Raw genomic sequence first — 10759 nt, 5'->3', positions numbered from 1 at the left:
CCGAAGCCGGGCGCGAAGTGGCCCGACTCGCCGGCCAAGGGCTCAAGCGCGTGTCCCTGGAGCTCGGCGGCAAGAACTCGATCGTCGTGCTGGAGGACGCGGACGTGGAAGCGGCCGCCATGGCAGGGGCCATCAGCTCGTTCGGCTACCAGGGCCAGGCCTGTGTCGCCGCCGGACGCCATGTGGTCCACGCGGACGTCATCGAGGCGTACACCGAGGCGCTCATCCGGCAGGCGAAGGCACTGCCGCTCGGCGATCCCCGCGACGACGGCGTGGCGATCGGCCCCGTCATCAGCGAGCGCCAGGCAGCCCGGATCGCACGGATCGTGGACGAGAGCGTGGCCGACGGGGCACGCGTGCTGACCGGAGGCACCCGCAAAGGACTCTTCTACCCACCCACCGTGCTGGACCGCGTCGACCGGACCATGCCCGCCTTCACCGAGGAGATCTTCGGACCTGTCGCCCCGGTCATCCCGTTCCGCGGCGAGGACGAGGCCGTGGACATCGCCAACGACACCGCGTACGGCTTGACCGCCGCTGTCCACTCCGGGTCCGTACCCCGGGCGACGGCCGTCGCGCAGCGGCTGCATACGGGCATGATCCACATCAACGACGTGTCCGCGAAGGACGCCGCGAACGCGCCGTTCGGCGGCATGGGCGTCTCGGGCAACGCCTCCCGCATCGGCGGCACCGCCGACCTGGAACAGTTCACGCAGTGGCGCTGGATGACGGCACCCGGGCCAGGGTGACCCTGCTGGTACATGCGGCGCCGATGGTGGCACGTCGGGGCGGCGGTGCGTCAAAGGCGTTCGATGATGGTTACGTTGGCCTGACCACCGCCCGCGCGCATCTTCAGCAACCCGTAGCGGCCACCAGTGCGTTCCAGTTCGTGCAGAGCGTGGTGGCCAACCTGGTGCCGGTGGCGCTGAGCGGGCAGCCGAGGGCGATGACGTCACCGTTGTGGCCCATGAGTCCCGTGATCGTGTCAGAGCCCAGGCCTCCGCGGCACTCTGCGCCGCCGACGCGTCGCACCTACTCATCCGCGTGCCGCAAGTCATCCGCGTGCCGTAAGGAGTAGCCCTCAGGACCTCTGGCAGCTTCGTCACTCCGCAGACCGTGGCCATTCAGGCGAAGTCTGCCGCGGTGATGCCGTCGGGATGTCCGGACGGCCACTCCACCAACTCGATCCGGTAACCATCCGGGTCCGTGAGCCACGACGTCTTCGGGCCGTGAGGGCCACCCGGATACTGGACAGGTCCCGGCCTCAGGCCGGCTTCGGTCAGCCGCTCCAGCATGCCGGCCAGCGTGTCCACCTGGATCGCGAGGTGGTCGAAACCGCTGCCCGCGTCGACCGGTCCGTCGCCGAGACGGTGGACCAGTTCGAGCGAGGCCGCCGGTTCGCCGGGGAACTTGAGGATCACGAGGCGAGCCCCGTCGCCGCCCTCGACCCTGCCCAGCTCGGCGTAGCCCAAGGCGGTGTAGAACCCGAGCGAGCGGTCCAGGTCGGTGACGCGGTAGGCGACGAAGAGCGTCTTCACGCGGCCTCCTCCGGTCGACGCACCCGGTAGCGCAGATGCGTCACGTCTCGATCCTCGAGCCGTCGGACGAGGTCGAGTTCGATGTGCGCACCGCCCAGGTGGTCGAAGAGCCGTCGGCCGTCCCCGAGGAGGACCGGAACCAGGTGGATCTCCATCTCGTCCAGCTGCCCGGCTCGCAGAAGTGCCTGGGCCGCCCCTGCCCCATGGACCATAACGGTCCGGTCCCCTGCGGCTGCGCGAGCCTGACGGGCGCAGTCCTCGACATCGGTGACAAAACGTGCGTGGCCGGGTGGCACGTCCCCGTCATCCACATGGTGGGTGAGGACGAAGATCGGCACGCCGTCGTGGTGGTCGCCCTGCCAGCGCCCGGCAAGTTCGAAGGTCCGGCGGCCGGAGATCAACGCGCCGGTCCCCGTCGCTTCGCGGTAGACCTGGCCGCTCGGACCGTCGGAGTCCCGGTCGTCGAGCCAGTTGAAGAGCCGTCCGCCGTCGCGTCCGAGCTCCTGCCCCGGCCGATCGTCCGGGCCGGCGATATAGCCGTCGAGCGACATCGACATGTACAGCCGAATGGGATTGTTCATCCTGACCTCCGTCTTTCCTCCATGACAACAGGATCCGGCGTTTGCCGATCCGCCCACGGGGCGGGCTTGTCACAAGGAAGACTTCAGACAACCGGCAAACTCATCGGCCCGCCACGGTTGCTGGGCGGACTCGACGAGCGGGGCGACCATGCCCAGGGGCAGCGGCCCGCGCTGCCGGCGCTGCCGGCGCTGCCGGCGCCCGCAGCCTGCGGGGCGTCACGGACCGCGGCGCGCAGCGCGTGCTCGAGGTCGAGGTGGCCGGGCAGCTGGTGAGGACCAAGAGGCCGCGGGAGGAGGGAATTCCGGCGGGCGAGGAGGTCCTGGTCCATCTGCCACGCGCCAAGGTTCTTCCTCACGCGGACGGCCAGCTGGTACTCCAGTCGGAGTGACTCGTCATCGAAGGAATCCCCATGAACTTCATCACCGCCACGTTCCGAGTCCGTGCGGTCCGCGCACGTCAAGGCCGCGCGGCAGACGTTGCCGCCCCATCTGGCCAAGACGCCGCGCATCGTCACCATGAAAGTTCCGCAACACGACTGGTCGCTGCTGGGGGAAATGGCGGTCCCCGACCAGAGTCAGCAAGGCCTGGGACGGTCAGGCGAACGTGCCGGCCAGTGATTGTTCGGTCCAGACGGTCTTGCCCTCGCGGCTGTAGCGGGTGCCCCAGCGTTCGGCCATCTGGGCCACCAGGAACAGGCCGCGCCCGCCCTCGTCGGTGGTCCGGGCGTGGCGCAGATGGGGTGAGGTGTGGCTGGTGTCGCTGACCTCACACACCAGACACCGTTCACGGATCAGCCGCAGCGTCGCGGGTCCGCCGGCGTAACGGTAGACGTTGGTGACCAGTTCGCTGGCGATCAGCTCGGCCGTGAATGCCAAGTGTTCCAGGCCCCATTCGCTCAGCTTGGCCGAGATCAGTGCCCGGGCCCGGGCAGCACTGGCGGGCTCCAGCGGCAGCCGCCAGGAAGCGACGTTGTCCGGTGGCAGCACGCGGGTGCGGGCGATCAGCAACGCGACGTCGTCGCCGGGGCGCGCGGGAACGAGTGAGTCGACCACCGCCTGGCATGTGTGTTCCAGCGCGTCCGCGGGGCGGGTGAGTGCCGCGCACAGCTTGGTCAGGCCGACGTCGGGATCGATGTGACGTTCTCCTATGAGCCCGTTGGTGTACAGGCACAGCAGGCTTCCCTCGGCCAGCTCGACGTCCCAGGCCTCGAACGGCAAGCCGCCCAGGCCGAGCGGTGGGCCGACGGGCAGGTCCAGCGGAGCCACCCGTCCGTCCGGAGCGGTGACCACCGGCGGCGGGTGGCCGGCGCGGGCCATGGAGCACCGCCCGGAGACCGGGTCGTAGACGGCGTACAGGCAGGTGGCCCCGACGACCTGCTCCCCCACCGGCCGTTCGCCGGCCGCTTCCTGTTCGGCCACCAGCAGCAGGACCATATCGTCCAGGCGGGAGAGGACCTCGTCCGGTTCCAGGTCGAGACTGGCGAGCGTGTGTACGGCGGTACGCAGTCGGCCCATCGTGGCGGAGGCGTGGATGCCGCGTCCCACCACGTCGCCGACGACGAGGGCGACCCGGGCCCCGGACAGGGGAATGACGTCGAACCAGTCGCCGCCCAGGCCCGGGGCCGCGCTGGCCGGCAGGTAGCGCAGGGCCACCTCGACGGCCGACTGATCCGGAACCGCCCGGGGCAGCAGGCTGCTCTGCAGGGCGAACGCGGTCTGCTGCTGCTGAGTGAAGCGCCGGGCGTTGTCGATGGCGACGGCGGCGCGCGAGGCGAGTTCCTGGGCGAGGGTGAGATCGTCCGCCTCGAACGGATCGGGGCGGCGCGAACGCCACAGGGTCATCACGCCCAGCACCAGGCCCCGCGCGGAAACAGGGACCACGATCAACGAGTGGGCGCTCAACTCCGGAGCGTGGACCCCCTGGCGGCCTCGCGTGGAGAACCACTCGGGCGGGAGTACCGCTTCCAGGACGGGCTCGCCCTCGGCCAGGCATCTGGCCTGGGGCGTGTCAGGCCCGAACTCCACCGGCACGCCGTGGGGATGGGGCGGGCCGGTTTGCTGAGCGCCGACGCCGCAGATACCCACGCGTACCACCGGCTCCGCCAGCGCCTGCGCCAGCTCCTCACCGCGCGTCACCGACCGCAGCAGGTCCACCGACGCGTGGTCGGCGAGGTGGGGGACCATCACCTCGGCGAGTTCCCGGGCGGTCTCCGCCACGTCAAGGGTGGTCCCGATACGGCTGCCTGCCTGATCGAGGAGCGCGAGCCGGCGCTGGGCCCGATGGCGTTCGGTGATGTCCTCGATCATCTCGGCCACACCCAGGATCCGGCCCGATGCATCCTTCATAGGGAAGGACGAGACCATCGCGACCCGCTCCCGTGCCGGATCCCGCTCCAGGCGAACGAACTGCTCGGAGTAGACCGTCGGCCTTCCGGTCTCCATCACCTGACGCACCCGGTTTACGGCCCTGCGTGCGTCGTCGGGGACGAGGAAACAGCCGGTGGGCAGTCCCCGGAACTGTGCCGCCGGCACGCCGCTGAAGCGTTCGATGGCCCGGTTGACCCGGAGAAGTCTCAGATCGGGACCGTGGACGACCAGACCGATCGGGCACCAGCGGTACAACCCCTCGAGCACCGCGCGGTCCCTTTGCCATTCCAGGACGTCGACCACAGGTGCCCCGGCGAGGAACCACTCACGGATGTGGCCGTCACGCGAGAGGGCATGGGCCCTGAGCCCCATCTGGACGAGCCGCCCGTCGCGGTGCCGCACGTTGAGCACCCCGAACCAGCCGCCGGCGCTCTTGCAGTTCGCCGCGGCCTCCCTGGCCGCCGGCAGATCGCGGGGATCGACAAGGACCTCGAACGCCGGACGACCGATCACGGCTGTGTCCGGATGACCGAGCAGTTCCTGGGCCCGCCGGTTCCATCCGACCACCGTTCCCCGGTCGTCGAGCACCGCCAAGGCCGCGAGATGCAGGGCGAACGGATCGTCGTGGTCGCTGAGCTCCGATATCCGCTTCTCCACCGCTGGACACCACCTTGTCCCCGGTCGCCGACGTTCCAGGCCGGTGGCGGAACGTTCCTCGATACGCGCTCACCTGCTGATGTCATGCAAGTCTGGTGAACCCGGTGAGACCGCGGCCTCAACCTCAGCGTGACGCGGGTGGCGCACATGCGCATCACGGCGGGCACCCCGCCCGCTCATGGCGCGGGCGCCGCCGGACCCTGGGATCCGCGCCCGACCTGTATAGTTGAATCCGACGTCAAATTCAAGAGTTGCCCGCACGGAACCCCATGAAGAAAGCCGCCCAACCCCAGGGGTATGGGCGGCTACGAGACAGGCGGATCAGCGGTGGCCGGGGAACCGGAGAGCGTTCGCCCAGAGCCGGGTGACCGTGGCCACGAGCTCCTCGAAGTCCACCGGCGCACCTTCCTGCTCCTGCCCTTCACTGCGCACGAAGGCGTTGTAGGCCATGACGCTGACCATGCCCGACAGTGCCCGGGACGCCATCATCGGATCGACCTCACGGTCTGCGACGCCCCGCGCCTGCAGGTCGGCGATACCGCGGGCGTTACGGCGGATGAACGCGTCACCGCGTCGCCTTCGGAACTCACGGAACTCCGGCTCCACTTGGGCCACCTGCTCCAGCAGTGCCATCAGCTTCGCGTTCCGCTTGTATGCCGCGAGGTAGGCGCGGTTGCTCGCCTCGAGCACCGCATAAGGATCGTCTGTGCCCTCCACCCGGCCCATGCCGGGGTGCATCATGTCCTCCTGCGCCTCCAGGAGGACGGCGGCGAGCACCTCTTCCTTGTTGGAGAAGTAGGTGTAGAAGGACCCCGCCGCGCACCGAGCCTCTTGGGTGATGTCGGTCAGGCGGGTGTCGAGGTAGCCGTCCCGTTCGAACACCTTGCGCGCGGCCTTCACCAAAGCGGCCCGTGTCCGCGCCCCGCGCTGCGTCGTGGGCGGCTCGCGAAGCTGCGAGAAGGGCGCCACGGGAGGTGCCTTCTCGCTGTCGATCTCCTCGGGCGCACTGGTGTCCATCCCGAGGACTTTACTTGAATCCGACGCCATAGTCACAAACCCCCAAGGGGCAGGCTGGGCCGGTTGATGTCCGGATCTCCGAGGCTCATCGGTGACCGGCGGCAACGTCGCCGGGCGCGGTGTCGCGGGTCAGAGCGCTACGGTCGATGGACCGCTTGAGGATCTTCCCCGTCGGGCCCTTGGGCAGCGCGTCGACGAACCGGACGATGCGCGGGACCTTGTAGGCGGACAGCCGCTCGCGCGCCCAACCGGACACCTCGGCGGCACCGAGTTCCGAACCGGGCCGGGTCGCGATGAGCGCGGCGACCTCCTCGCCGTAGTGGTCGTCGGGCACGCCGATGACGGCCGTCTCGACGATGTCGGGATGCTCGTAGAGCACTTCCTCGACCTCACCGGGGTAGACGTTGTAGCCGCCGCGGATGATCAGGTCCTTGAGGCGGTCGACGATGCGCAGGTCGCCGTCCGTGTCGGTTTCGCCGAGGTCGCCGGTCCGGAACCAGCCGGCGGGTGAGATCGCCGCGGCGGTGTCCGCGGGGCGGTTCCAGTAACCCCGCATGACCGTGGGCCCCTTGATGTGGACCTCGCCGACGGTGCCCGGCGGGCACTCGTTGCCGTCACGGTCGCGCACCTGCACCCGCAGTCCCGGGACCGCCCGGCCGGTGTACCCGGTCCTGCCACCGCGGTCGATGTCGTTGAACGTGCCGAACGCGGTGGTCTCGGTGAGCCCGTACCCCTCCAGGATGGTGCAGCCGAAGCGGGCCTCGAAGGCGCGGGCGATCTCGCCGGGCAGCGACGCACCGCCGGAGACGGCGATGCGGAGCTGGGCGAAGTCCGCCGGGCTCGCATCGCCCGCCGCGTGCAGCATCGCGTTCCACGTACCGGACACCTCGGCGCTATTATAGTTGAAGTCGGCGTCATGTTCAACCATGCTTCCGCCTCCAGGGGTCTTGACAGACCGCCTCCCCGACTGAAGGCTACCGACCAGTCGGTATGAGGAGAGGGATCGTGACCGAGCTGAAGATCTCCACTACTGCGGGCGTCTTCGACGCGATCGTCTCGGGCCCGCCCGAAGGCCGCCCGGTACTCCTGCTGCACGGCTTCCCGCAGACCGGGGCGGTGTGGCGGGAGCAGATCGCCGCGTTGGCCGCCCACGGCTGTCGGGTGGTGGCACCCGACCAACGTGGCTACTCCCCCGGCGCCCGCCCTCAGCGGCCCGAGGACTACCGCATCGGCCTTCTCGTCGACGACGTGGCCGCGATCACCGAGGAACTGGGCTGGTCGGCGTTCGACCTGGTCGGCCACGACTGGGGAGGTGCGGTGGCCTGGTGGACCGCGCACGCCCATCCCGGCCGCGTGCGCACTCTGACGGTCGTCTCGACCCCGCACCCCGGCGCGCTGGCCACCACCCTGCGCGCCGATCAGGATCAGCGTGAACGCTCGCGCTACATGATCGACTGGCGCGAAACACCCGCGACCGAAGAGCGCATGCTCGCCCACGACGCCCAAGAGCTACGCGCCTTCTACGCCGGGAAGGTCCCGCAGGACGGCGCCGAGGGTTACGTGCAGCACCTGTCCCAGCCAGGCGCTCTCACCGCGGCGCTGAACTGGTATCGGGCCGGCCGGCCCGACAGCGCGATCGGCGTCATCGACGTGCCCACCCTGTACGTCTGGAGCACGGAGGACAGCGCGTTCGGCCCGGCGGCCGCAAAGGAGACCGGGCGGTGGGTAAACGGGCCGTACCGGTTCGAGACCCTCCAGGGCGTCAGCCACTGGATCCCCGAGGAAGCACCCGGAAAGCTGAGCCGCCTGCTGCTCGACCATCTGCGCACGCACGGCGAGCAGTGAGGCGAGCACGGAACCGCGGCAAATACCACCAAGTTCGTCGGCCCCCTGAAAGGTGATCCCGTGAAGACAGCGCGCGTGGCCTGGCGCCGCCTTGAGCCCCTGCACGCCATGATCTACTTCGTCCCCGAGGGACGGCGACGGTACAGGGACCTCGGTCTGAGCGGCCGCGCCGGGTACTTCACCTCCCGGAGCGCCGCGTTCGGCCGGGCGTCAGCCGAACTGGTCATCTCGACCTTCTACAACTTCAACCCCGGTCTCGTACGGCAGGCGATCGACGGGGCCTGGGACGCGACGACGCCACAGCAGGTGCTGGAGGCGCGGTACGCCGCCGCGGGCGAGGCCCTGCGGCGGGCGGGAATCCACGAGCTGCCCGCTCTGGACGAGGTCCTGGCGCTGGCCCGCAGGGCCGCCGAGGCCGCCTGCGAACATCCCCAGGGCCGCCCGCTGTTCGCCGCACATGCCGCCCTGCCCTGGCCGGAGGAACCGGTGCTGCAGCTGTGGCACGCCCAGACGCTGCTCCGGGAGTTCCGTGGAGACGGGCACGTCGCGTGCTTGCTGAGCGAGGGCATCGGGGGACTGGAGTCCCTGATCCTGCACGCTGCCACCGGTGACGTTCCCGTCGACTTCCTCAAGATGAGCCGCGCGTGGCCCGAGGGGGAGTGGGCCGACACCGAGGAGCGCCTGCGCGAGCGGAGCCTTCTCGACGGTGACTCCCTCAGCGCGGAAGGCGCGCGCCTGCGCCGGCACATCGAGGACCGCACCGACCTGCTGGCCCTTCCCGCCTACGCCGCCCTGGGCGACAGCGGCTGCGAACGTCTCGCCGAACTCGCAAGCTCCTTCGGCCGCACCGTCGTCGACGCCGGCCTCCTCGAGTTCAACTGACCGGGCACGGACCATTCCTGATCACGGCCCCCGTCTCGTCGCCGAGGTGCCGGAGTGCGTCGATCCCGAGGTTGAGCGGCACGCGTACGGCGTCCCACCAACCTTCCGCGTCCACGATCCGCGCCTCGACACTGCCCGGTTGCATCCACCACGGGGGTCTGCCGACTGTCATCACCTTCACCGGCTTTCCGATCCGACATCCCGACCGTAAGGCGGAAGCGAACCGCCGACCTGCCCCCGGGCGCAGAGAAGTTGTCCCCGTGCGCAGCGCGCGCCAACCGCTCTAGCCCGGACACGCTACGTCCAAGTAGCTTTACCTGTCGTATTGGTGTGCGAGCTCCAAGGAGACTTTCATGGGACGCCCCCGCCCCTTAGTGATCGACCCGGCCGGCCGCGACATCCACGGCGAGGCAGCCCGAATCCGCGAGCGGGGACCGGTGACCCCCGTCGAACTCCCCGACGGCGTCCAGGCCTGGGCCGTCAGCAGTCCCGACCTCCTCAAGCGCCTGCTCACCGACCCACGCGTCTCCAAGGACCCGCGCCGGCACTGGACTCAGTGGATCAACGGCGAGATCGCCCCCGAATGGCCGCTGTTCACCTGGGTCGCGGTGCAGAACATGTTCACCGCCTACGGAGGCGAGCACAAACGGCTGCGTGCCCTGGTCTCCAAGGCCTTCACCGCACGCCGTACCGCGGCGCTCCGGCCTCGTATCGAGGAGATCACCGCGACCCTGCTGGACCGTATCGAGGAGGCCGGGCGGCAGGGTCAAGTCGTCGACCTGCGCGAGGAGTTCTGCTATCCCTTGCCCATCCGGGTGATCAGCGAACTCCTCGGCCTGCCCGAGGAACAAGGTGCGGAGCTACGGGCCGTCGTGGACGGCGTCTTCCACACCTCCGCCACCCCGGAGGAAGTCACCGAGAACTACGCACGGTTCTACGCGGCGCTGGACGAACTCGTCGCCCTCAAACGACGGTCGCCGGGCGACGACCTGACCTCGGCGCTCATCGCAGCCCGCGACGACGGCGACACCCGGTTGAGCGAGCAGGAACTGCTCGACACCTTGGTGCTCGTGATCAGCGCCGGCCATGAGACCACGGTCAACCTGATGGACAACGCCATCCATCTCCTGCTGACCCATCCGGACCAGCTCGCCCACGTCCGCTCCGGCCGCGTCTTGTGGGAGGACGTGGTCGAGGAGGCGCTGCGCGTGGAGGCGCCCGTCGCCGGCCTGCCGCTGCGATACGCCGTCGAGGACCTCAAGATGAGCGAGTTCGGCGGCCCGGAGGGGGTGGTGATCGGCAAGGGCGAGGCCATCCTCGCCGCGTACGCGGCCGCCGGGCGTCACCCCGGGAAGTACGGCGAGGACGCCGACCGTTTCGACGTCACCCGCATCGACAAGGAGCACCTGTCCTTCGGGTACGGCGTGCACTTCTGCCTGGGTGCTCCGCTGGGGCGGCTCGAGGCCCACATCGCGCTGCGGGCGCTCTTCGACTGCTTCCCCGGGCTCCGACTCGCCGTGCCCAAGGACGAGTTGGAGCCGGTCGACTCCTTCATCTCCAACGGTCACCGCTCCCTTCCGGTGCGCCTCGCCTGATCACTCGCCACGCCGGCAGCCGTGCGGCCCATCCGCGCCGCACGCGGCCGCCCTCCGGCACCTCCGACGGCTGGGGCGTCGGCGCGGACCGCTCGACGGGCGGCTCGTTACCGACGGTGAGCAGGGTGGCGGTGGACGGCGGGAACCTCACCGGCAGCGCAACCAGCGCACGGTGGAAGGGGCCCGGCCGCCAGGTCAATTCCTCGACGGGCCTGGCTAGTGCCGCGGCAGGCAACGTTTGCCCGTTATGGAGCGGCGTCCGGTGCGTGCTCTCGGC

The 10759-nt window shown here is 69.8% G+C and carries 11 protein-coding genes and 2 pseudogenes; 5 read left to right on the top strand and 8 right to left on the bottom strand.

Annotated elements, in window-relative coordinates:
• Window positions 1-749: aldehyde dehydrogenase family protein (locus ABZ281_RS20230; protein ID WP_356657318.1), on the top strand; the 749-nt coding region annotated here is incomplete at its 5' end.
• A 50-nt stretch (window positions 750-799) separates the two neighbouring features.
• Here ABZ281_RS20230 and ABZ281_RS20225 read toward each other — a convergent pair.
• From ABZ281_RS20225 to ABZ281_RS20215, 3 genes and pseudogenes are all read right to left on the bottom strand, one after another.
• Window positions 800-960: pseudogene (locus ABZ281_RS20225) on the bottom strand (acetyl-CoA C-acetyltransferase); the annotation flags it as partial.
• Between the two features lie 164 nt (window positions 961-1124).
• Window positions 1125-1538: a VOC family protein gene (locus tag ABZ281_RS20220; protein ID WP_356657316.1), complete on the bottom strand. Its 414-nt coding sequence runs from the start codon at window positions 1536-1538 to the stop codon at window positions 1125-1127.
• On the bottom strand, window positions 1535-2119 hold the full coding sequence (locus ABZ281_RS20215; RefSeq protein WP_356657314.1) for a dihydrofolate reductase family protein: 585 nt from the start codon (window positions 2117-2119) through the stop codon (window positions 1535-1537). Before ABZ281_RS20215 ends, ABZ281_RS20220 begins: the two co-directional genes overlap by 4 nt.
• A 239-nt stretch (window positions 2120-2358) precedes the next feature.
• Between ABZ281_RS20215 and ABZ281_RS20210 the strand changes: the two genes are divergently transcribed.
• Complete coding sequence (locus tag ABZ281_RS20210; RefSeq protein ID WP_356657312.1) at window positions 2359-2508, top strand: hypothetical protein; 150 nt, start codon at window positions 2359-2361, stop codon at window positions 2506-2508.
• A 205-nt stretch (window positions 2509-2713) separates the two neighbouring features.
• Here the strand turns inward: ABZ281_RS20210 and ABZ281_RS20205 are convergent, their stop codons facing one another.
• The 3 genes from ABZ281_RS20205 to ABZ281_RS20195 all read right to left on the bottom strand — a co-directional run bounded on the left by ABZ281_RS20205 (window position 2714) and on the right by ABZ281_RS20195 (window position 7088).
• Window positions 2714-5143: a SpoIIE family protein phosphatase gene (locus tag ABZ281_RS20205; RefSeq protein WP_356657310.1), complete on the bottom strand. Its 2430-nt coding sequence runs from the start codon at window positions 5141-5143 to the stop codon at window positions 2714-2716.
• Between the two features lie 321 nt (window positions 5144-5464).
• A complete protein-coding gene (locus tag ABZ281_RS20200; protein ID WP_356657308.1) occupies window positions 5465-6160 on the bottom strand; it encodes a TetR/AcrR family transcriptional regulator in 696 nt (231 codons plus the stop codon).
• 85 nt (window positions 6161-6245) lie between these two features.
• Window positions 6246-7088 carry an AMP-binding protein gene (locus ABZ281_RS20195; protein WP_356657306.1) on the bottom strand — a complete coding sequence of 281 codons (843 nt, stop codon included), beginning with the start codon at window positions 7086-7088 and terminating at the stop codon, window positions 6246-6248.
• Window positions 7089-7165: 77 nt separating this feature from the next.
• Here ABZ281_RS20195 and ABZ281_RS20190 point away from each other — a divergent pair, with 77 nt between their 5' ends.
• The gene (locus tag ABZ281_RS20190; RefSeq protein WP_356657304.1) at window positions 7166-8005 is read left to right on the top strand and encodes an alpha/beta hydrolase; all 840 of its coding nucleotides are present in this window, start codon (window positions 7166-7168) and stop codon (window positions 8003-8005) included.
• 60 nt (window positions 8006-8065) lie between these two features.
• Complete coding sequence (locus tag ABZ281_RS20185; RefSeq protein WP_356657302.1) at window positions 8066-8887, top strand: hypothetical protein; 822 nt, start codon at window positions 8066-8068, stop codon at window positions 8885-8887.
• Here ABZ281_RS20185 and ABZ281_RS20180 read toward each other — a convergent pair.
• On the bottom strand, window positions 8880-9059 hold the full coding sequence (locus ABZ281_RS20180) for a hypothetical protein (RefSeq protein ID WP_356657300.1): 180 nt from the start codon (window positions 9057-9059) through the stop codon (window positions 8880-8882). The genes ABZ281_RS20185 and ABZ281_RS20180 overlap by 8 nt on opposite strands.
• Window positions 9060-9240: 181 nt before the next feature.
• Here ABZ281_RS20180 and ABZ281_RS20175 point away from each other — a divergent pair, with 181 nt between their 5' ends.
• Window positions 9241-10482: a cytochrome P450 gene (locus ABZ281_RS20175; RefSeq protein ID WP_356657298.1), complete on the top strand. Its 1242-nt coding sequence runs from the start codon at window positions 9241-9243 to the stop codon at window positions 10480-10482.
• Here the strand turns inward: ABZ281_RS20175 and ABZ281_RS20170 are convergent.
• A pseudogene (locus tag ABZ281_RS20170) lies at window positions 10439-10759 on the bottom strand (hypothetical protein); the annotation flags it as partial. The gene ABZ281_RS20175 and the pseudogene ABZ281_RS20170 sit on opposite strands and share 44 nt — an antisense overlap.

Source organism: Streptomyces sp. NPDC006265, assembly GCF_040613555.1.
Taxonomy (GTDB): domain Bacteria; phylum Actinomycetota; class Actinomycetes; order Streptomycetales; family Streptomycetaceae; genus Streptomyces.
Note: the sequence above shows the minus strand (reverse complement) of the source record. Positions and strands in the feature narration are given on the sequence as shown.

Coding starts and splice junctions, on each gene's coding strand:
- ABZ281_RS20180 (WP_356657300.1), bottom strand. CDS start 9,059: ATGACAGTCGGCAGACCCCCGTGGTGGATGCAACCGGGCAGTGTCGAG.
- ABZ281_RS20200 (WP_356657308.1), bottom strand. CDS start 6,160: ATGGACACCAGTGCGCCCGAGGAGATCGACAGCGAGAAGGCACCTCCC.
- ABZ281_RS20215 (WP_356657314.1), bottom strand. CDS start 2,119: ATGAACAATCCCATTCGGCTGTACATGTCGATGTCGCTCGACGGCTAT.
- ABZ281_RS20175 (WP_356657298.1), top strand. CDS start 9,241: ATGGGACGCCCCCGCCCCTTAGTGATCGACCCGGCCGGCCGCGACATC.
- ABZ281_RS20195 (WP_356657306.1), bottom strand. CDS start 7,088: ATGGTTGAACATGACGCCGACTTCAACTATAATAGCGCCGAGGTGTCC.